The organism is Erysipelothrix aquatica (assembly GCF_009828775.2).
Taxonomy (GTDB): domain Bacteria; phylum Bacillota_I; class Bacilli_A; order Erysipelotrichales; family Erysipelotrichaceae; genus Erysipelothrix; species Erysipelothrix aquatica.
On record NZ_WTSY02000016.1, the window covers coordinates 24933 to 47379 of the forward strand.

The window sequence follows — 22447 nt, forward strand, 5'->3', positions numbered from 1 at the left end:
TATCTTTTTTTGTAAAGGGTTGCACTTGTTACCTTAGTTAAATATTTCACATACTATATAATATGGATACCACTCATGCACTGAAAATGACATAAAATGATAAAAATCGATAAAACACCCTATATATATACCTATTTATCTCTTATGATTAATATCTCGAAGCACTTCAAAGCGGAACTTGAAGTTGTGATGAGAACAATGGAGGAAATAGAATATGGAAATTATGAAACAGGTCCTTTCGGATCAAGCATTTCTAGGGGCGATTTTTTCAACAATTTCAATTATCCTTTTAGGATACTACTTGAAAAAATCAAATAAAGTTACAGACCAAGCGTCTAAAGCATTAACAGCAGTCTTACTAAATGTTGCGTTACCAGCGTTAGCATTCCAAGCATTTATGACAGAAATTAAACCTGAGACATTTACAGTCGGACTCAATACATTTATCTTCGGCTTTGTCGCATACGTGATCTTAATCATCATCACATTTGGTTACATGTTCATCTATAAAGGGGACAAATTAGATGCCATTCGTGGAATCACAATTTTTGGATCAACAACATTCTTCGGAATTCCTATTATTTCAGCATTCTTAGGTACAGAAGGAACACTTTACGCAAACCTATTTAACATTGCTTACCGTGTCTTCTTATACTCATATGGATTTATTCTCTTCTCTGGATTAAAACTCGAAAAGAAAAACTTAAAACAAATCATTTTGAACCCAATCATTCTTGCAACATTTATTGGATTTGCAATTTGGATGTTCCAAGGTAGTTTACCTCAAGTAACAATTGGTACTGGTGATAAAGCATGGACTGGTGCATTCTTACGTTTGGATAAAACATTGCCATGGTTCATGAAATCAGTCGGTTACTTAGCATCACTATCATCACCATTAGCATGGTTGGCAATCGGGATGACACTTGCAAAAATTTCATTAAAAGATGCTGTGAAAGACAAAGCAGTTTGGATTTATTCAGCAGTAAAACTTGTCATTATCCCAGCAATCTTATTAGTCATGATGATCATCTTCAAAAAAATCGGATTCTTGCCTTTAGACTCTGTCGCAATTACAGGAATTATCATTATGTTAGCAACACCACCAGCAACTGTTTGTGTTAGCTATGCAATCAACTTTGATAAAGAAGCACTCTTTGCATCCAATGCATCGCTCGTTGCGACCGTCTTATCTATCGTTGCTATTATTGTTTGGTTAATTATCTTAACAGCTCTTGGTACAGCAGGTATTATTTAATTTTGAAAGGATAAAATTATGAAACTCTTATGTTATGGGGTACGCCCAGTAGAAAAACCATTCTTTGAATCATTGAATGAAAAATTTGGTTATGACTTAGTACTAACTGAAGCAATGTTAAACGATGAATCTGTTCACCTTGCAGAAGGTTGTGATGCAGTTATGCTTCGTGGAAATTGCCCAGGAAATCGTAAAAACTTAGAAATCTATAAGAACTATGGCGTTAAGTATGTCTTAACACGTACAGTTGGATACAACCATGTTGATTTAGAAGCAGCGAAAGAATTCGGATTGAAAGTTGCATATGTGCCTTTCTATTCACCCAATGCGATTGCTGAACTTGCATTAACCATGGCATTGACACTTGCACGCCATACATCGTATACAACAAATAACACGCAACAAGGAAATTTCAAAATCGACGACTTTATGTTTAGTAAAGAAATCCGTAAATCAACAGTCGGAATCATCGGTCTTGGTAAAATTGGATTTACGGCAGCAACAATCTTCAAAGGGGTTGGCGCAAACGTAATCGGATATGATGTTGTGGAGAAAGATTACTTAGGTGATACATGTACACAAGTAGACCTTGAAACACTTCTTAAAGAATCAGACATCATCTCAATGCATATGCCTTACTTCAAAGGTTCAAATGACGAATTCTTAAATGCAGCCTTAATTTCTAAAATGAAAGATGGTGTAATTTTAATCAATACGTCACGTGGTGAACTCCAAGATATCGATGCAATTTTAGATGCTGTTGAATCAGGAAAAGTTCAAGCATTTGGTACAGATGTCCTCGCAAACGAAACAGCTTACTTTAATAAAGATTTACGTGGAACTGAGGTTGATGCGCTGATGACACGTATCATGAACTTATACCCACGTGTACTTGTAACACCACATGTTGGATCATATACAGATGAAGCCGTTAGCAATATGGTGGAGTACTCATATGAAAACTTACAAGAGTTCATTAATACAGGAACATCAAAAAACGAATTAGCATAATGAGAGGGCGCGAAAGCGCTCTTTTTATCGTATAAAAATTCATGTGAAATCTATGCGTAAAGCATAGAAATTAACGAAAAGATTGCCTACAATAGTTATATAAGGGGTGGTTACTATGATTAAGTCTATAGATTATGATACAAATTCAGCACTACTAAATGTCCTACTTGATGAGCATAATGCCGCATTGTCCGTCTTTCCATCACAAAAATACGAAGCGCTCTCAAATGTCTATTCGATCGACAACGAATACATTGGTGGGATTACTGGAAAAATATTTTATCAGCGGCTTAAAATAAGCATGCTTGCAGTTAAGGAGGGCTACCGCGGCCAAGGGATCGGATCAAAATTAGTGAAATCAGCGATTGATTATGCGAAAGCCCATAACTGCAAATCGATTACGGTATCAACACTGAACTTTCAAGGGCCTGAATTCTACGAAAAACTAGGGTTTACACAGTACGCGGTCCTCGAAAATGTTCCGGCCGTTGGAATCACAACGCACTTCTACATTTTGTATCTCGATTAAACTGCTGCGGCAGTTTTTTCTATCATTCGCAAAGGTTCACTTGACAATCAATAGTTGTGTTCATATACTGTAAGTGTATTAATTAGCCGAATTTAATACCCGAAATATGGTCGGGTAGTCTCTACCGATACACCGTAAATGTATCGACAATCGTGGTGAAAACTCTCAAGATCGTTTTCTCCCGATCTTTTTTATTTGGTTTTTTAATCATTTGAGACGAAAGGGAGAAAGAATAAATGGAAAAATTCTTTAAACTCAAAGACAATAATACAACCGTAGGTACAGAAGTATTAGCAGGGATTACAACCTTCTTTACGATGGCCTACATTTTATTTGTAAACCCACAGATCTTATCCGAAGCTGGATTACCGATCAATGGTGTTTACATTGCAACAATCCTCGCAGCAATTACAGGGACCATGGTTATGGGGTTGTTTGCGAACGTGCCTTATGCACAAGCACCAGGTATGGGACTTAACGCGTTCTTCACCTACACTGTTGTTATCATTGGGGGGTTTACACCTTATGAAGCATTAGCGCTTGTGTTTGTATGTGGTGTCATTAATATCTTGATTACTGTCACTCGCATTCGGAAACATATCATTAAAGCGATTCCAGAAACATTGCAACAAGCAATCGGAGCTGGTATTGGATTGTTTATTGCCTATATTGGTCTATTGAACATCAACTTTGTAAACTTCGGAGCAGGGGTTCCTGCATTATCGAATTTTAGTGACCCAAATATCTTGTTGGCATTAATTGGATTGGTCTTGATCCTTGTATTAATGCTTCGCAAAGTAAAGGGAGCGATGCTTATTGGAATTGTACTTACAACATTAATTGGTATCCCAATGGGCGTTGTTAATCTTGGCGGTGCAGCACAAACTGTGAGTTTTGGAGAAATCTTTACAGAGTTTGGAAGCATCTTTGGTAAAGCGTTGGGAAATGAAGGGATTGTCAGCCTCTTTACAAACCATAGTTTAATGACAGTATTCCCGATTGTATTTGCATTTAGCTTAACGGATACTTTTGATACAATTGGTACTTTCATTGGTACGGGTCGCCGTTCAGGCATCTTTACTGCTGAAGATGAACGTGCGCTTGAAGAGGGGAAAGGTTTTTCTTCAAAAATGGATAAAGCGATGTTTGCAGATGCCATCGCAACATCAGTTGGAGCTATCTTTGGTACCTCAAATACGACAACTTTTGTCGAAAGTTCAGCTGGAATTGAAGCAGGTGGACGTACCGGGTTTACATCGGTCGTTACTGCAATCTGTTTTGGTCTCAGTATTTTCCTTGCACCTGTCGTTTCATTAATACCTGCAGCGGCGACTGCGCCTGCATTGATTGTTGTTGGGATCCTCATGAGTGCTTCCTTTGGTGATGTTCAATGGAGTGACTTTGAAACTGCAGTACCTGCATTCTTTACAGTTGTTATGACAGTACTTACATACAGTATTTCAAACGGTTTAGCCTTTGGATTTATGGCTTATATCATTGTTGAAGTAGCGAAAGGTCGTGCACGTAAAGTCCATCCAATTGTCTACATTTCAACCGCATTATTTATGATGAACTTTATCCTTGAGGCATTAAAATAAAATCCTATTACTTTTGTTGCTAACATGTCTTAATTCCTTATAAAAACATAAACCTCTAATGGTGCCACATTAGAGGTTTTTTCTTGCCGATGTGACCACAAAAAAAGTATCCGTAGATACTCTTTTATACGACGACTATTTTCTGAAATGTGGCGTCATAAATGCACCTTTGAACATCAAGACACGCTCTCGGGGAACACGTGCGATCGCATGTGCCGAAGATTCAGCCTTCACGAAGAGAATATTCGCACAGTCCCCAATTTTGGGCCAAACTCTATCGCCAGAAGGCGTGAGCGGGGTTATTCCCTTGGTCACAAGTCCTAGTGATTGTGATAGTGATATTTCATCAGTCAAATTGAAACGTTCAGCTGCACGACTTGCACGTTGGAGGAGATCACCCGTCCCAAAAGGGCTCCAATGATCGTTGATATTATCATTAATGACATGAACGCGGACGCCAGCCTTTTGAAGTGTTGGAATATGTGGTACAGACGTATCAATCGGAACCGTAGTGTTAATTGCGATGTCGAATGTAGCGAGACGTTGGGCAATCTTTGCAACCATGTCTAAAGAAACATCCCCTAACGCATAAGCATGACTAATTTGGACACGACCTTCTAATCCATACTTTTCAGTATAATCAACAATTCTCTCAATCTCGAAGATACCGAGAGTACCGTGGTCATGAAGGTGGATGTCAATCTCTTTGTGATATGTTTGCGCAAGCTCAAACAATACCGTCAAAGATGCGTCAATATCACGATCAATTGTGGCGGGGTCGAGACCACCGATTACATTAACACCGGGTTGTTGCATGGCGTGTGTTAACCATTTGTCATTTTCAGTTGCAAGTGTGCCGTGTTGTGGGAAAGCGACAAGTTCAAAGTCCATGCGATGTGCATTGCTTTCTAACACGTCACGAATGCACTGCAGATTTTTCAGTCCAACGACTGGATCAACATTAACATGTACCCTTAGAAAAGTAGCGCCATAACTACTCACAAGATCAATCAATTCTTGTGCACGTTGTGGTGTATTCACTAAAAACGATTCTAAAAATCCTTCTTCTTCATGAATTCGATCTGCGACAGTTTGCATCGGTACCACAGCTTGCCAAGGACCACCCAGATGGCCTTTATCCAAGTGGATGTGATTGTCGACAAGACTGGGAATTGCGAGATACCCTTGGGCATCAAAAATTTCTGTAGCATTATCTGGCAATGTATCAGAAATAGTAACGATTTTTCCGTGCTCAATACCTAAGACACTAAGTTCTGTGTCAGTTTTATAGCCGAGGGAAGGATACTCAACATATCCCTTTTCCAATAAAACATTTTTAATCCATAACATCGTATCACTCCATTTCTAACTTATATATATCATGTCACTGAATGAAAAGCATTATCCGAAGTAGTAAAAAAAATTCATACTTTTGAATTTTTAATGACAAAATCGTATTTTATGTCGAAAAATGCAACAACCCTATTATTTACCACAACATAGTGCAAATTGAACTGTGCTAAAATTAAAGTACGAGGTGAAAGTATGAAAAAAAATCCATTGTTTTTATTAAGCAATAAACGCCCAGTTGGGGTTTATTCAGCATGTACTGCGAGCGATCTTGTACTTGAAGCTACATTAGAATTCGCAAAAGAACACAACTCATCAGTAGTTATTGAAGCAACAGCGAACCAAGTTAACCAATTTGGTGGTTATACAGGAATGAAACCTGCAGATTATCGTGAATTTGTTTACGGTTTGGCTGATAAAGTAGGTTATGATAAGTCACGTATTATTTTAGGTGGAGACCACTTAGGTCCGCTGACATGGACAGATTTAAACGAAGACGAAGCTATGAAAAATGCAGTCGAACTTGTTTATGATTATGTACGTGCCGGTTTTACAAAAATCCATTTGGATACATCAATGCGTGTCGCTGATGACAGCACAACAGAGATGCTATCAAACGAAACGATTGCACGTCGTTCAGCAATCATGGCTAAAGCATCACTAGAAGCGTATGATGAACTTTTAAAAGAAAACCCAGACGCAATCTTCCCAGCCTTCATTATTGGTAGTGAAGTTCCAATCCCAGGGGGTGCGCAAGAAAAAGAAGAAACATTAGCAGTTACAAGTCCAGAAGACTTTAAAGAAACATACCGTGTCTTTAAAGAAACATTCACAGAATATGGTGTCGAAAAAGTATTTGATGCTGTAATCGGTATTGTTGTTCAACCTGGAGTTGAATTTGGTGACGAAGACCTTTTCCAATACAACCGTGAAAATGCGAAAGTTTTAACCGCAACATTACGTGATGAGTTTGATAACTTTGTATTTGAAGGTCACTCAACCGATTACCAAACACCAGAACATTTACGTGAAATGGTTGAAGATGGAATCGCCATTCTCAAAGTTGGACCGGCATTGACCTTTGCGTTACGCGAAGCATTATTTGCCCTCTCACATATTGAAGATCAAATTACAACAGATCCTTCACGCTTTATTGATGTTCTTGAAGAAACAATGTTAGCAAGTCCTGGAAACTGGCAAAAACATTACCACGGAACGGATGCAGAACTTGCAATCAAACGTAAATATAGCTATTCCGACCGTGCACGTTACTACTTGCCAACACCTGAAGTGCAAGCTGCTATCAGTAAACTTGTTGCTAATTTAGAAGCAACACCAATTCCAATGACATTATTATCACAATATATGCCTTACCAATACCGTCGTATCAAAGATGGTAAAGTATCCAATGATCCATTGTCATTGATTAAAGACTATGTCAAACTTTACTTAGATGACTATCAGTTCGCAACGCATGTTGATGAATTAGAAGCATAATAGATTCTTAAAGTTAAAAAGACTTCCGCAAGGGAGTCTTTTTTATGTGCAAAGTCTGGTTTTGGTTCCGTTTATAAACTTTTCGTTTGAATTATTTGGAAAATAATGATTTACGCTTACATCGCAAAAATATTGGTATTTATTACATATTAATGTTGTTTTGTGACATTTCATACATAAAATCCCTCAAATTGATATTATTTGCGTGCAATCGAAATTAAAAACAAAAGGTTTATATATTAACAAAATATAAACAACGGCAATCGGAAGGGAACGGAAAGCGACATGAAGAAAAATAAAACAGTAGTAACATTTATCATAGCATTAATGATTATGGTGGGAAATATAAGCACAGTCCGTGCAGATGCCTATGAGAAATTCTCAATTAATCCTATTATCCCTGATAATCAAATAAATCAAAATGTTGGCTACTTTGACCTTAAACTCGAACCAAACATGAAACAGACACTTGAACTCGAAGTCATCAATCAAGGGAACGAAACAATGGTTGCGACAGTATTACTCGCAGATGCGACTACAAACAATAATGCATCAAAACAATTTAGTACTATCAAGGAAGCAGATGCCTCACTGACAACACCGCTCACAAGCTTTACGAAAGTTCGCGAAGAATCAGTCGAAGTCGCCCCACACGCAACGGAAATTGTACACATCGATATAGATACAGACGGTGTTGACTTCGATGGTATTCGCTTGGGTGGGATTACAGTTATCGCAGATACAGATTCTGATAAGAAAGAAACAGGAGCGCAAGGCGTAACATTAAATAATCGTGTTGCTTATACATTAGGTGTTCAGACCCGGATGCATGACAGTACTGAAATGAGTAATCTCAATTACATTAAAACAGAGACTGAAGTAATAGATCTCAATGCACGTTTTGTCTCAGTAATCCAAAATGATCAACCAATTTTAATGAACGGTGTTACCTTGAATGGAACAATTCGTGATACAAAAACAGATAAAGTGGTAGCAAGTGTGAATAAGCAAAATGGTTCAATATCACCCAATACCAACTTTAAAGTCGTATACACCAGTGAGCAACAAACAATCGAACCTGGTACGTATGCAATGGACTTAGAAATTAAGCATGAAACTTCTAGTTGGCATTTTAGCGATACGTTGGTGGTGTCAGAAGAAGCATCGGCCAATACAAACCAGAATGTCGTGAACTTTAACCAAAATTCGAATATGCTTACTTGGCTCTTACTAAGTATTATGGGAATCATGCTATTTATCATTATTCTATTAGTATGGAAGCGACGTAAGGATAAAAACAATCATATATAAAAGGAGATATATAATGAGAACATCACTAAAAAAAGTAACTTTATTTGTATTAAGCACAGCATTAGTAGTGTCAGTTATGTTTATGGGTGGTACTACAACTTCGATCAATGCTGAAGAAACAAAAAAATACACAACAACAGTTAATAGTGGTGATGTTCTGACAGAGAATGTAACACAAAGTGATGTGGGAAAAAAAGAACCGAGTGAAACTGAAGAAGCATTGAAAGAGAATTTCGAAGATAAAACAACGGAAATCGAGATATCAGTAGCGGAAACACCTAACGAAGAATCAGTATTAATTGAGGATTTAGAAGTGACTTCAGAAACGCGAGTTCTTAAAGAGAATGAAGTAATTGTGAGCTCGTATGATGAATTTCATGCATATGTTACGAATCGTGGTAATGGAATCTACGATACTTACATCATGAACGATGACTTTCTGATTACTAAAGCGTTAACGGTACCATCAGGATATAGTTTTATTCTTGATGGTAAAGATCCAGTAACAAATGAGAATCACTCTTTAACAGCACCTGCTAACGACGACTTTTTTAATCTTGCGATTAAAGCACGAGATAATAAAGAGACAACGATGCATTTCAAAAATATGACCATAACATCAAATGGTAAATATGGACTAATGTATTCATCCTATGAGAACACGACATTTATCTATGAAAATGTAAACTTTTACGGGACAACACTTGCTCAAAATACAAAAGGAACAAGCATCTTGCATAATGTTTCGGCAACGATGGCATCACGATATGGACAAGAATTGATTCGATCGAAAACGATTATCTTTAGAGGAGAAACACTCATAAGAGGGCTATCAAATAACAATAGTACAACGTTTAATACTGCGGATTCGAATCTAATCTTTGAAGAATATTCTCAAACGACAATTCAGACAGACTATCGTGCAATTTATGCAAATTCAATCGTGATGAAACGAGGTGCGAACCTCGACATTGAAGTGATAGTTAATGAGGGCGCAAGTGCGTTGACAATCGTGAATGTCAAAGCACTTACGATTGAAAATGCATCATTAAATGTCATCATAGATGAGACTACGAGAACATCAGCAATTATTAGCGCGGACGAATTTGCTATGAATCACGCGAATGTGAATATAAAAGGTGGAATATCATGGCAACCCATAGTTGCTAAAAACAGAGTCCAAATTACAAATGAGTCACAAGTAATGATTGACAGTGTGTATGTATCGGGGGGGATCATTGACCAAACAGAATCAACAACTCCATATGATACGGGTATTCTTATCGAAAATTCCACAATTGTTGCGAATGTCGGTACAGCAACAGGTAATATTATTGCAGCTCGAAAAGATATAGTTATTAATGATTCGACACTCGAACTAAATGCAGATAAAATTGATAGAAATGCCATCAATACAGCTTCAAACCTAACGATAAATAGAAGCACAATTCTTGCAGACTCGGATAATCCTCGAATTGGAAGTGTTCTCGTTGGGAAAAAATTTACGGTGAATGACTCAGATATTCTTGTGGATGCGGAAGGAAAAGTACCAACATCATCACGTTATTATATGATTACCGCAAAGGATGTAGAGTTTGTCAATGCTAGAATTGAGCTGTACCTGAATGATATGGAATATGTCGGTATCTTTGATGTTGCGAACAGCATCACGATTGCAGATGAAGGCATGAAACCAAGTTGGTTTGTGGCAGAAGCAAATCATAAAGTGGACCTCATTAATAAAGCAAAAACACCAATTATTGAAATCAACAGTCAACAAATCAACGTATGGAATGAAGTTAATGCAACAGGAACACCCGATTACAAAATTTACAATTCTGATAATCGTATGGGAACCTTAAAATTCAGTATAAATAAAGATGGTTCAATCAAAATATACACAAATACGTTTGAAAACGAGAATGGTCTAATGGACATTAAAGCCGGAACATTTACGGAACATGCAATCTACGCGATAGGACATATCGCATTTAGCAATCAGGCTAACGATGATTTATCGGTCCTCAATATTAAAACAAATCCTAATGCGGAAATTGTTTTGAACTACAATAAAACAGAGCAACTACAGGGAACTGCAGATGCTGATGGCCAATATTTCAGTAAACTTGACCAACCCCTTAGTGTCGATTACCATACAATCACAATTACCGATGGTCGTTTTCAAATAGTCGAAGTATTAGACTACACCATTTATGGAAGTGTCGATCTCGTAAACTATCCAAGTTCAATCCAATTCGGTAGCATTGACATTAAAAATGCTGCAGGTACTCATCATCGCGATGAAGCAATGACACTTCGAGTTGAAGATACGCGCTATGAGCGAACAGGTTGGAAATTGGAAGTCAGAGCAAAACAAGAAATGACAGATACCGCAGGTCGTGGATCGACACTCAATAACAGTCTAATCTTCAAAAACAATTCAAGTCATAACGGCAATGCCATCACAAACAAGCCAATTGTTGTCTATGAAACACCAGATCAATATGATGCCGTGACAGAACTTCAATTTGATCAAGACCTTGGTGTCTTGCTTGAACTCACTGGAGCAAATGGAATTTACGCTAACGCAGGTTATACAGCAGAGTTAGAATGGATCTTAACATTTAACTAGGTACAATCAACTTGTGAAAAATTGTTGTTTCATTACAAATGCAAGTGTATTTGTAACAAAAGCCACAAAAGATATCACAAATATCTATAATTAAACTAGATTTAAATAACAAATATAAACATATAAGGAGAAAATGAAATGAAAAAGAAATTATTGATTCCCGCACTAATTATGGCAATGATGGTCCCGACTGCAGTTTTTGCAGACGGCAATGAAGCAACTAGAGCAACCTCGAATGTTGGTGTAGAATTCGTAGCAGAAACACCTACTGAACCAGTCAAGCCTGTTGATCCAACCGATCCAACGAAGCCATTAGAACCTGGGGATGGTGGTGAAGGAACTGGAAATGTTGGATTCCTTACCATTGACTATGTACCCAATATTTCATTTGGTGAACAGAAACTAAACCGTAAAGTCACAACCATGAACTCAACGACTCAAAAACCATTCGTCCAAGTAACGGATGTTCGTGGAACAGGTCAAGGTTGGAACCTTCAGGCAAGTCTTGGTGAATTTACAAACGGAACACACACGCTTCCCAATGCAAAGCTAACACTTGAAAATGGTGCAGTAAAGACAGGTGATAGCGTCGATAAAAATGCACCCATCACATCAAACAAGATCGAACTTACATCAGGTAAAGATAGTGACTATGTTGATATCATGGGCGCACAAGCAGACCACGGTATGGGTACATGGATTACAACATGGCTTGCACAAGACTCCAAGTCTAATGACAAAGTCACACTAAACCTTGATACGCGCGATGCCCGTGTTGGAACATACAACGCAACGGTAACTTGGAATCTCATCCAAACACCTTAATAACGACAAAGAAAAGCTACAGATCATCAATCTGTAGCTTTCTTATTTTTTAGTATTTTTGAAAGGAGAGTTTCTGAAATACTATGTTTTTAGTTTTTAGGTTTCTCTACACCGTAGTCATACCATTTTAGAAGTGGGTTATAGCCACCAGGGATTGCTTCGTTTGTTTCAGGGTTGATAGCTTTTGAATCACCAGCTAAGATACCTGTTGCAGTTCCACCAATTCCGATAACTAATAAGAGTACGATACATTTTGTAGGAGTCCAGTTACGTTTCTTAAGTAAGAAGTACATTAACATTGTTAAGAGTAATGGTAAGAGTTTTGGTAAGATTCCGTCCATAATTTTTTGAACGTTTGTTACCATGTCACCATCAACTACTGAGATACGAATTTGTGTTCCACCGAAGATAGAAACCATCGCACCAACAATGAATACCCCAAGGATACCAGCTGCTCGTGTAAATTCTTTAGCATTTTCTGTAAAGACATCGATTGCTTGTGCACCAAGACGGTATGACATGTTCATTAACCAGAAACGAAGTGCAAATTGTACCGCGTTAAAGATTAATAAGAACAAGATAGGACCCATAATCTGTCCACCAATTGCCATGTTAGCTGTGATACCAGCTGTAATAGGAACAAGTGTCATCCAGAATAGAGCATCACCAATACCTCCAAGAGGACCCATTGCAGCAACACGTACGGCACGGATTGTTGGGATATCAGCTTTGTTTTGTTCTAAGTTAAGAACAATACCCATAACAAATGTAACTAAGAATGGGTGAGTGTTGAAGAACTCAAGGTTATGCGTCATAGATGCTGAGAGGTCTTCTTTGTTTGTATGGATTTTTTCTAATCCAGGAAGAATACCATAGAGCCATCCAGCTGCTTGCATACGCTCATAGTTAAATGATGCTTGCAAGAAGAGTGAACGCCAAACCATTTTGTTAAGAGTTTTCTTGTCCAGCGGTTGTGCTGGAGTTAAATCTTTGTAGTGTGTTACATTAGATTCCATCTTCTTCACCTCCACCGAATGTTGCATTTTGTGTTAATTTACGTAGTTTTGTATTTTGTTGGAAGTCATAGATAGCAATAGCGCCACCGATCATTGAAAGGATAAGCAATGCTGCTCCTGAAAGTCCAGGAACCATGTTGACGATTGTAGCAAATGCGAAACCAAGGAAGAAGAATCCCCATAGTTCGCCAGATAGCATAATCTTCATCAAGATACCGAAACCAACATATTTCATCATACCACCAGCAACATCAAGACCAGCCATTAACCAGCTAAGGTTATAGGAAGCTTCTGCTAATTGTTTACCGATAACTTGTCCTGATAACATTCCAAGTAAAACGATAAATGCGAAGAGTGATCCTAAGATTGCCATTGAGATAATGTTAACGCGTGTAATTCCTGCTGGGTTTGCTTCTTCAGCCGCTTTATCAGCTAATGCCATCATTGGTGACATTAATGTAAATGTCAATGTAACAGCATATTGTCCAAATAAAGCAAATGGAACAGCTAAACCAACAGCTGCATCAGGTGCCATGTTTGATGAAATCGCAAACACAGTAGCCATGATACCACCGATAATTACGTTAGGTGGTTGTGCTCCACCAACTGGCATACTACCGATTGAAATCAATTGGTAAGTACCACCAACAACCATTCCGGCCTTAATGTCTCCGAGAATAGCACCAACAATTGTACATAATACGATTGGTTGGTAGAGGGATTCTAGGAAACTAAATTGGTCGATCGCTGCGATAAATGTAACGATCATTACGAGAATGATTGGAATAATTCCAAAATCCATAATCTTTTCCTCCTTGAGTATTATTTAAATAATTTTGCGACGTCTTCTGTACCTTCTTGAGGAACGCGTCGAATTTCAAGCTCAACTCCAAGTTCTTGGAGACGTTTGAATGCAGCAACATCTTTGTCATCAACAGCGACAACAGTTGCTACTTGGCGTTTCCCCTCCGCCATGTGCATGTTTCCGATGTTTACCTTTTTAATAGGTACACCGCCCTCAACAAGTGTTAAGACATCTTGAGGTGATTCGCAAATGATGAAAATCATTTGACGATCGGATGCTTTGTGAATTGTGTCAATTGTCTTTTGGAGTGACCAGTAACGTGTTTGTGCGTATCCTGGTGCTGCCATGTCCATGAGACCTTGACGCATTTTGTTGGTTGAAACTTCATCATTAGCAACTAACAGTAAGTTAGCACCAATAACTCCTGACCATTGTGTTGCGACTTGTCCGTGGATGAGACGATTGTCAATTCGAGTTAAAACGATATTTGGCATAATTCATGCTCTCCTTTCATACCCATAAGAGATGTAAGCGCTCTTATAGTGTAATATTACAATAGATAGGTACATTTTTATTTGCATTATTTTACATATCCTTTGCACTTTTGATTAATCGGCAGTAATTATTTAATGAAAAAGCACAATGTTGTATAATAGAGCCATAGAGAGAAGTTTAGGTAGGTGAATTATGTATTTAAAGACAACAAGTCCACAGTTTCTTAAATTTGGTTCGATTGCTGAAGAACCGTCAGAATATGTATCACATCGTAGGATTATTGAAGGAAAGAATCCAGACTATCTAGAAGTTAGTGAAGTGCCAATTCGTATCGAGTTATTAGAAGGTATTGCGATTTTGGTAGTTCAGGAAGAGTTTGGAAGCCGCGAACAATTTGTTATCCACCGTCCAATTATGTTGAAAGAGAACACACCGTATACGGTTATTCCCTTAACGCAAAGTGTCGTTGTGGATTTCTCGTATCAAACACCGATGGCTCAAGAGCTGAAGCGGATCGACTTGCCCAACCAATTGGCATATGAGCCGATTCGGCCAAAGTTTGCTGTTACGGATATTTATTCATATTATTATAGTGTAAAAGGGAAAGACTATCACTTTGATGGCGAATCCCATTATTTCTGGGAATTAACGTATGTGGATACGGGAGAGTTAGGAGTTGAAGTGGATGGAGTTGAGCACATTCTATCCAGCCAACAAATCATGCTTTATTTTCCAGGTCAATTTCATAAACAATATATTCGAGGCGATAAATCGTCATCCTATCTCACAATTATGTTTGATATGAATATTCGTACAAAGGATATGGCGCATCTTAAAGATCGAATCATTGACTGTACTCCAGAGTTGTACCAATTGACTGATAAATTCATTCGTCACTCGACTATTATGGAATCGCATAATGTTCCCTATTCACGCGATCTGATGGTTTCTTATCTCCAAGAATTAGTAATTCTTCTGATTCAACTTGAGAATCAAGATCAAACAAAAGTCACGACCAACAATCCAATTCAAGAAAATTTTGAAAATGAGTTGATGAACGAAATTAGTACCTACATTCATAATAATATTTTCGAACCAATCTCGGTTGAAGATATCTGTGATCAGTTTTCAATTAGTCGCTCAACGTTACAAGGCATTTTTAAGAAGAATCTCAATATGCCACCCAAACAGTATATTAACGAGTTAAAAATGGCGAAAGCCCAGCACATGATTCTAGAAGAACGCTATCCAATTACAGAAATTGCGTTAAAACTTGGATTTAGTTCGATCCATTATTTTTCGCGAAAATTCAAAAAACGCTTTGGTTTAGCACCCAGTGAATTCTCACAATCTATATATAAAGAATCCATCGAATCAATTACAGAAGAAAATAAATCAGAGCAGAAAAAAAGCTGAAGTCGTGAAGACTCCAGCCTTTTTATTAACGATCTAAAATATTAGTAATGCTATACATTGCAATTTCAACGACAGTATTATCACTGAGACGTACTTTTGCAAAGATTTTTTCATCATCGGTACTTACAAGTTTCCCGACAAATCCTCCAGCGAATACAATTTCTACTCCTGGTTTTAATTCATTAAGAATATCAGGCATACGGCTGTGTTGCTGCTTAATCTTACGCGCAGTTGTAATATAGTAAATGATTGCGAATGAAACTAAGAGCACTCCAACTGTTAAGCTTGAATATAAAACTACTGACATTGGTGTCATAGTTAGCCTCCCTAGATACCATCTCCATCAAAATCATCTTCTGATGTTTCTAAAACTAATTCAAAGAAATCAACTTGTGATGCTCCAGTTTCAACTAATGAACGTGAGAACGTTTGAACTTCAACATCTCCCATACGCATTAGACTTGCTTCTAATAACATCGCTAAGTTTGTTCCTGTTAAGACTTCAATGTTACTGAATGAAGCAGATAACATTGCGGATTCTTTAAAGGGTGTACCCCCTTTTAAATCTGTGAATACTAAGACCCCTTCGCCCGTATTAACACGTTCGATAGCTGCCTTTAAGTCTTCAGATAAAGTTTCCGGTGTTTTATCTTGGTTGAATGTTACAACCTCATATTGTTCTTGACGTCCAGCGATTAATTCGACTGCTGATGTTAAACCAGATGCAAATTCGCCGTGTCCTGTGACAACGATACCGATCATTATTTTGCGCCTCCATTATGATATGGATAAATGATAACTCCTTGAACAACACGGTTTACAAGTCCTGATGGCCATGGGTTGTCTGGTGATTTATTCAACTTGATTGATTGGTATAGTGAGAAGATTTGAGCATACATCACCATATTTAAACCAACAAGATCCATATTCATAGTTTCATTATATTCGATGACTTCGTAGACATCAACTAAGTCTTTAATTTGTGAATCGTGGCGTGTATCGACAACCATAATTTTGTTGCCCGCACGTTGTCCGCTCATTTCACGAATTAAGTCGATTTGATATTTACGAACATATTCTGCTTCTTTCATGTAGATAACAGTTAAAGTTTTGTCATTAACGATTGATTTTGGTCCATGACGGAAACCAAGTGGTGAGTTATGCATTGTTACTGTTTCACCAGCTGTAAGTTCTAGCATTTTTAATGCACTCTCTTGGGCAAAACCGTTAAGGTCTGCATCTCCAAGATAAACGATACGGTCAAAATCAAAACTATCAACTGTATCTTTAACAATTTGGAAACGATCGGATTCGATATGTTTTCCAACACGAACAACTTCGTTAACTGCATCGGTGTAGCTCTCTAATTTATCAATGTTGAATGATAAGTAAGCTGCAAGGAACATATTTGAGAAGCTGCTGGTCATTGCGAATGATTGGTCATTGGTTTCTTTTGGCAATTTGATTGAGTAGATGTTTTCATCATCACGCAATGCTAATTTACCTTCGTGGTTACATGTAATGACTAAGTGTTTTGCATTTTTATTGACTTCGTTAACAACATCAACTGCAGCAATGGATTCTGGTGAGTTTCCTGAACGTCCAAATGATACAAGTAATGTAGGTCGTGTTGGATGAACATACACTTCAGGAGTCACTACAATGTTTGTAGTTGCAACTGATTTAAAGTTGCGTCCATAAGCTGCTTGAAGGATTGGTGCAAGTGAGTTTCCAACAAATTCACTAGTTCCAGCTCCTGTAAAAATAACATCAAAATCTTCTTGACCCGTAACTTGGTTAATAAACGCTTCAATTTCGGAACGTTTAGAAGTCACAATGTCTAAAGTCTTCAACCATGTTTCTGGTTGTTGTGCAATTTCATTTGCTGTATGGAAACCAGCAAGTGCTTCCCAATGGGCTTTATCTTGTTTAAACATATACAAATCTCCGTTTCTTATATTTTTTATCATCTTCATTATAGGATTGGAATGGGTGTGCCTCAACCAAATTGGTTAAAGATGCAAAAAGCAAACTGAAAAAGACAAATGAATTGGTGCTACACTATAAAATATAAGGTAGAATAGGTATATAGAGACGGAGAATCATCGAATGGCAAAAACAGAAGAAACTATGTTTATTGATTTTTTTAATAAGAATGTATATCTTGTCCCCAAGGATAAAGAGGCACTTGCAAAGGTATTTCAAAGCCGTTTTGCGATTACCTTAGCACTTGCTGTTGTAGTAAATGGACTGTTTTTTGATACGCCGGCATCATTGGTGTTTGGTCTGGCAACACTCATTATCATGGAAATCATTTATCGTAAACGCTTTTTGCAAGGACTCACAATTGTACCAAAAGAACGATTTGTAATGAATGATAATCTAAAACCACAAGCATTAATGATGAATATTGGCTTGTATGCGTTGTTTGGCGTGCTGCTAACATATTATGCATTGACGGGTGTTTCTCAAGATGCATCGAAATGGGGTCTCCTAGCCCTCGGTGTTGGCTCTTTGGGTTTAAGTGGAACCTATTTGCTTACATATTTATCAAGTAAATAATCATGGGAAACCATGATTTTTTTTATATGCAAAATAAGCTATAATAGATGCATTATGTGGAGGATCTATGGAACATATTAAAATAATCGTTACAGATATTGATGGTACACTAATTTCGTCTGATGGAACACTGGATGAGACTACAAAAAAAGCCTTGATTAGGGCTCAACAAAATGGGACACGTGTTGTTTTAGCATCGGGAAGACCGACAAGTGGTATGCTTCCACTTGCGGCCGAACTTGATATTGCGAACTATGGTGGCATGATTGTTTCATACAATGGAAGCAAGGTTCTAAATCCGGCAACTGATGAGGTTCTCTTTCATCAACCATTATCTCATGAAGAAGTACTTTCAATTATTGATCACCTCGAACAATTTGACGTCAGTATGATGTTTGATGATGGAACCTATTTATACACGAATAATGAAAATGGCTATATGGTTCAACATGAAGCAGAAATGTGCTACCTAGAGCTGAAGCCAATTCAAGATTTACGCGATGTGGCAACATTTACGTTAAGTAAGGTGTTGGTAAGTGCGACACCAGAATATCTGCAAGAGCATCACGACGCGCTTGTTGCGCCATTTTTAGGCAAACTCAATTGTGTTTTCTCCGCACCATTTTACCTCGAATATACAGCGCAGGGGATTGATAAAGGGAACGCATTAGCACAAGCATTAGAGCCTCTTGGGTACCATCCAGATACGATGATTGGTTTTGGTGATGGACATAACGATAAGTCGTTCTTATCCTATGTTGGTCATGCTGTCGCAATGGGTAATGCAGTCGATGCAGTTAAAGATATGGCCCATTTTGTAACACGTTCCAACGATGAATCGGGAATTGCTTACGCACTTGAAGCTTTAAAAATAATTTAGAAAAGAGTTCACCATTGGTGAACTCTTTTTATAATATCTTCTGATTTTGTAGAATCTTGCGATGAGCCGTCACGAGAGGATAGGTATCTACGATTTCTTGAAGTGGCACAAAGAACCAATTGTGATCTCCAATGTCTAACGTATCAACAAGATAAGCTTCAATATTCCAATGTAAATGAGAAAACTTATGGACAAGTGTTGTGGTAGGTTCCAAATCTTGGTGACCATCAACCTGTGGTAAACGGAAGAGGCCTTCCATTAAACCATCATCATGCTCATTCGAAATAAGCAATTTTCCATCTTTAACGAGGATAAAGACTGATTTATCATACGCTTTCACAGGCTTACTTTTGGGAATAAATGGGACTTGCCCAACGACTTCACCACGCCAACAAGCACACATTTCCTCAAATGGACACCCTTCGCAGGTTATGTTGCTAGGAGTACATACAAGGGCACCTAACTCCATTAATGCTTGATTAAATTCGTTAGGATCCGCACCATCCTTAATGAGCTCTTCTTTAAGGAACGCATCAAAGACCTTATGGGCTGCACGCGCATTCACGTTCTCGGTATAATTAAGATATCGTGCCATTACACGCTTAACGTTGCCGTCAATCACTATTTCTGGCAAGCTAAAAGCAATTGAAGCAATCGCACTTGAAGTGTAGTCACCAATGCCAGGAATGCTCATTAGGGCCTGTTTATCTGCGGGTAGAACACCATCAAAATGTTCCACAACAAACTGTGCACCTGCATGTAAGTTACGGGCACGACGATAATAACCCAATCCCTCCCACATTTTGAGGATTTCATCAATATCAGCTGCTGCTAAATCTTGAACAGTAGGATACTTGGCAACCCATTTTTCATAGTAAGGGAGCATCGTTGCAATTTGTGTTTGTTGAGCCATGATTTCACTGACCCAAATTTTATAGGGATCACGCTCACGACGAAACGGTAAGTCTCGTTTATTCGCGCGATACCATGTTATTAATCTGTCTGTAAATGTCATGCGTATAGTATAGCCCATATTTTTGACTTTGGGTATTTGAACGCAAAAAAAGAAATGGACGGGAACCCATTTCTTTTAAGAGAGATAGTGCGTAACATCGTAGTGTGTTCTTCATAAGTGGTTAAGAAGGAAATTATGAAGCCATCTACGACGGATGCAGTAACAACTTATCTATTATTTGAAGTTGTTACTAACATAATACCTTTTTGAAAATGAAAAATCAACCAATTACCACCGATAACATTATGTGTAATTTTGGTATTTCGTCATATTGTAAAGATAATGTGAAGAAACCTAACAAAGCGCCAGAAGTTCTTGAAAAGATGGTGAACTCTTGAAAAAACCAGTACTTATTCGATTGCTGGGGGTTAGAATTCAACGACGATTATGATACGATTGTTAAGAAGAGGTAATGATAAATGGCAAAGCGAAGACGTTACAGATTAAATTATAAATTTGCGATTCCGTTTGCATTATCAATCCTGTTGGTTGTGGGCTTAGGTATCTATTTTGTAAGTGGTTTGTTCCCTAAATATCCAAGTCATCTCAAAAACGTGGATTCTGATAATAAGCAAGTTGGAACACATTTAAAAGACTTACAAACAATGGATCAGGGGTATTTTGCATACCATTATCCAAAGACTGGATATAAGTCAGCGGATACATTTGTGGATGATGTACTAACAAACACCCAAACACGCAATCAAGAAACATTCAAAGATAGTGACCGTACGGACATCGAGTTTCTTCAGGACTATGCTGTTTCAACATTTAAAGACAAATATCTAAGTGTAACTTTTTATCAACAACTTGATGGAACCTTAACCAATGTCGAAAGCCGCGTTTTTGACATGAAATTGGACAAAGAAGTCAGTCCGATAGATTTACTTGTCGATAAAGGTGATCGCAAAGTTATGAGTGATTATCGAAAAATTCTGGAACCAGTGATGCCTCGTAATCAAGTTATCGCATCATCAACGTTAGATGGGAAAACAAATTGGCTCCTCAATGATCAGAAAATGTGTCTGTTTTCAGATGATCGAAAAGTTGAGTACGACTTGAAAGAGTCAGCCCATTTCTTTAATGAACCACCGTTTGAAACTGATAAGACAGCAGCCGATGTTCCATCTGCATACCTTGATCAAGGTATCGATGGTAATGAGAAATTAATCGCATTTACGTATGATGATGGGCCTCATGGTGAGAATACTTCGGCGCTGATTGATTTGTTTGCTAGTTATAATGGTAAAGCGACGTTCTTTACTGTTGGGAGTCGTGTGGGAAGCTATCCAGACATTGTGAAACAAATTCTAGATTCTGGAAATCAAATTGCAAGTCATACATTTTCACATCCAAACTTAAATAAAGCGACGCCGGAGCAAATCCAACAAGAAATTGCGAGTGCGGAGCAGGCTATCCGAGATGCTTCAGGGTATGATGGCCAAATTATGGTACGCCCACCATACGGAAACGCAAACGAGTATGTTCGTGAAAATTCAAATGTTACATTTATTAACTGGTCGGTTGATTCAAATGACTGGCGTTACAAAGATGGAAAATCAGTCTGTGATACAGTGGTAGAATATGCACATGATGGTGGTATTGTTCTTATGCACGATTTGTATTCAAGTACTGTTGAAGGGTCTAAATGTGCGCTTGAAAAATTGTCGGCTGAAGGGTATAAATTCGTTACGGTCGAAGAATTACTCGAATCACGTAACATTCCAATTGAACCAAAGAAAATTTACTATAACGCATAAAAAAGGCACTTGACGTTCGTCGAGTGCCTTTTAATTTACTAGAATGTTGCTTCTTGTGAGTTGTTTGGGTAACCATAGTTGTTCATGTGGTCATCGCCAGGACTTACTAAGAAGAAGATAAACACGAATTGTCCAATAACTGGAATCATATTTACGAGTAGGTACCATGCAGATTTATTGGTGTCATGTAGACGACGAACTTGCATCGAGATTGTCCCAATGAAAATGATTGCTTGAATCACGATGATAGCTGCGCCCAAGAGTGTAGGTAATTTAACAATTAATCCAATTAAACCAACAGCGACTCCAAAAAGTGCTGCAAAGAGATAAATGTATAAGATTGTAAACCAGAATTCACGACGTGATGTGCGACCATCCATGATTGCCATGTTAGCTACAAATTTCTTTAAATAGTTCATAAGTTTTCCCCCTTTATTGTCCTATTCTATAATATCTGCGATCAGAAAAACAGTAATATGTATACAAT

At 37.9% G+C, this 22447-nt stretch carries 21 protein-coding genes and 1 riboswitch; of the genes, 12 read left to right on the top strand and 9 right to left on the bottom strand.

The features are described from left to right. Positions 1–214 precede the first annotated feature (214 nt). From GVV20_RS05910 to GVV20_RS05925, 4 genes are all read left to right on the top strand, one after another. On the top strand, positions 215–1258 hold the full coding sequence (locus tag GVV20_RS05910; RefSeq protein ID WP_159634610.1) for an AEC family transporter: 1044 nt from the start codon (positions 215–217) through the stop codon (positions 1256–1258). Between the two features lie 18 nt (positions 1259–1276). Continuing rightward, on the top strand, positions 1277–2269 hold the full coding sequence (locus GVV20_RS05915; RefSeq protein WP_159740277.1) for a 2-hydroxyacid dehydrogenase: 993 nt from the start codon (positions 1277–1279) through the stop codon (positions 2267–2269). 115 nt (positions 2270–2384) lie between these two features. Next, complete coding sequence (locus tag GVV20_RS05920) at positions 2385–2798, top strand: GNAT family N-acetyltransferase (protein ID WP_159740276.1); 414 nt, start codon at positions 2385–2387, stop codon at positions 2796–2798. Between the two features lie 68 nt (positions 2799–2866). Continuing rightward, positions 2867–2969, top strand: a riboswitch (purine riboswitch). A gap of 65 nt (positions 2970–3034) precedes the next feature. Next, a complete protein-coding gene (locus GVV20_RS05925; RefSeq protein WP_159740275.1) occupies positions 3035–4396 on the top strand; it encodes an NCS2 family permease in 1362 nt (453 codons plus the stop codon). A 135-nt stretch (positions 4397–4531) separates the two neighbouring features. On the opposite strand, the gene GVV20_RS05930 is transcribed toward GVV20_RS05925, so the two are convergent. Next, on the bottom strand, positions 4532–5746 hold the full coding sequence (locus GVV20_RS05930) for an amidohydrolase (RefSeq protein ID WP_159740274.1): 1215 nt from the start codon (positions 5744–5746) through the stop codon (positions 4532–4534). Between the two features lie 195 nt (positions 5747–5941). Here GVV20_RS05930 and GVV20_RS05935 point away from each other — a divergent pair, with 195 nt between their 5' ends. From GVV20_RS05935 to GVV20_RS05950, 4 genes are all read left to right on the top strand, one after another. Next, positions 5942–7243, top strand: a complete 1302-nt coding sequence (locus GVV20_RS05935; RefSeq protein ID WP_159740273.1) for a class II D-tagatose-bisphosphate aldolase, non-catalytic subunit — start codon at positions 5942–5944, stop codon at positions 7241–7243. A 285-nt stretch (positions 7244–7528) separates the two neighbouring features. Further along, the gene (locus GVV20_RS05940) at positions 7529–8554 is read left to right on the top strand and encodes a DUF916 domain-containing protein (protein WP_159740272.1); all 1026 of its coding nucleotides are present in this window, start codon (positions 7529–7531) and stop codon (positions 8552–8554) included. Positions 8555–8567: 13 nt separating this feature from the next. Beyond that, positions 8568–11186, top strand: a complete 2619-nt coding sequence (locus GVV20_RS05945; protein ID WP_159740271.1) for a hypothetical protein — start codon at positions 8568–8570, stop codon at positions 11184–11186. Positions 11187–11324: 138 nt separating this feature from the next. Beyond that, complete coding sequence (locus tag GVV20_RS05950) at positions 11325–12011, top strand: WxL domain-containing protein (protein WP_159740270.1); 687 nt, start codon at positions 11325–11327, stop codon at positions 12009–12011. An 89-nt stretch (positions 12012–12100) separates the two neighbouring features. On the opposite strand, the gene GVV20_RS05955 is transcribed toward GVV20_RS05950, so the two are convergent. Genes GVV20_RS05955 through agaV form a run of 3 tightly spaced genes read right to left on the bottom strand, consistent with a single transcriptional unit; the run spans position 12101 to position 14326 of the window. Further along, complete coding sequence (locus tag GVV20_RS05955) at positions 12101–13027, bottom strand: PTS system mannose/fructose/sorbose family transporter subunit IID (RefSeq protein ID WP_159740269.1); 927 nt, start codon at positions 13025–13027, stop codon at positions 12101–12103. Beyond that, entirely contained in the window at positions 13017–13829 is an 813-nt protein-coding gene (locus GVV20_RS05960) for a PTS mannose/fructose/sorbose/N-acetylgalactosamine transporter subunit IIC (RefSeq protein ID WP_159649071.1), read from the bottom strand. Before GVV20_RS05960 ends, GVV20_RS05955 begins: the two co-directional genes overlap by 11 nt. Before the next feature lie 20 nt (positions 13830–13849). After that, a complete protein-coding gene (agaV, locus tag GVV20_RS05965; protein ID WP_159740268.1) occupies positions 13850–14326 on the bottom strand; it encodes a PTS N-acetylgalactosamine transporter subunit IIB in 477 nt (158 codons plus the stop codon). 193 nt (positions 14327–14519) lie between these two features. On the opposite strand from agaV, the gene GVV20_RS05970 reads away from it, so the two are divergent. Next, complete coding sequence (locus GVV20_RS05970; protein ID WP_159740267.1) at positions 14520–15743, top strand: helix-turn-helix domain-containing protein; 1224 nt, start codon at positions 14520–14522, stop codon at positions 15741–15743. Between the two features lie 25 nt (positions 15744–15768). Here GVV20_RS05970 and GVV20_RS05975 read toward each other — a convergent pair whose 3' ends face one another. The 3 genes from GVV20_RS05975 to GVV20_RS05985 are packed head-to-tail and all read right to left on the bottom strand — an operon-like array spanning position 15769 to position 17680. Beyond that, the gene (locus tag GVV20_RS05975; protein WP_159634578.1) at positions 15769–16059 is read right to left on the bottom strand and encodes a preprotein translocase subunit YajC; all 291 of its coding nucleotides are present in this window, start codon (positions 16057–16059) and stop codon (positions 15769–15771) included. Positions 16060–16070: 11 nt separating this feature from the next. Beyond that, positions 16071–16505, bottom strand: a complete 435-nt coding sequence (gene agaF / locus GVV20_RS05980; RefSeq protein WP_159740266.1) for a PTS galactosamine/N-acetylgalactosamine transporter subunit IIA — start codon at positions 16503–16505, stop codon at positions 16071–16073. Beyond that, on the bottom strand, positions 16505–17680 hold the full coding sequence (locus GVV20_RS05985) for an SIS domain-containing protein (RefSeq protein ID WP_159740265.1): 1176 nt from the start codon (positions 17678–17680) through the stop codon (positions 16505–16507). The genes agaF and GVV20_RS05985 overlap by 1 nt, the downstream gene beginning before the upstream one ends. Positions 17681–17852: 172 nt before the next feature. Here GVV20_RS05985 and GVV20_RS05990 point away from each other — a divergent pair, with 172 nt between their 5' ends. Together GVV20_RS05990 and GVV20_RS05995 are read left to right on the top strand one after the other, a co-directional pair. Next, positions 17853–18305, top strand: coding sequence for a hypothetical protein (locus tag GVV20_RS05990; protein WP_159740264.1), 453 nt, complete (start codon positions 17853–17855; stop codon positions 18303–18305). A gap of 67 nt (positions 18306–18372) precedes the next feature. Continuing rightward, positions 18373–19185 carry a Cof-type HAD-IIB family hydrolase gene (locus GVV20_RS05995; protein ID WP_159740263.1) on the top strand — a complete coding sequence of 271 codons (813 nt, stop codon included), beginning with the start codon at positions 18373–18375 and terminating at the stop codon, positions 19183–19185. A 28-nt stretch (positions 19186–19213) separates the two neighbouring features. Here GVV20_RS05995 and mutY read toward each other — a convergent pair whose 3' ends face one another. Beyond that, positions 19214–20218 (bottom strand): A/G-specific adenine glycosylase, encoded by a 1005-nt coding sequence (gene mutY / locus GVV20_RS06000; protein ID WP_236261784.1) that lies wholly within the window; start codon positions 20216–20218, stop codon positions 19214–19216. A 401-nt stretch (positions 20219–20619) separates the two neighbouring features. Here mutY and GVV20_RS06005 point away from each other — a divergent pair, with 401 nt between their 5' ends. Further along, a complete protein-coding gene (locus tag GVV20_RS06005) occupies positions 20620–21960 on the top strand; it encodes a polysaccharide deacetylase family protein (protein WP_159740262.1) in 1341 nt (446 codons plus the stop codon). A gap of 38 nt (positions 21961–21998) precedes the next feature. Here the strand turns inward: GVV20_RS06005 and GVV20_RS06010 are convergent, their stop codons facing one another. Next, on the bottom strand, positions 21999–22379 hold the full coding sequence (locus tag GVV20_RS06010; RefSeq protein ID WP_159740261.1) for a DUF805 domain-containing protein: 381 nt from the start codon (positions 22377–22379) through the stop codon (positions 21999–22001). Between the last annotated feature and the right edge of the window lie 68 nt (positions 22380–22447).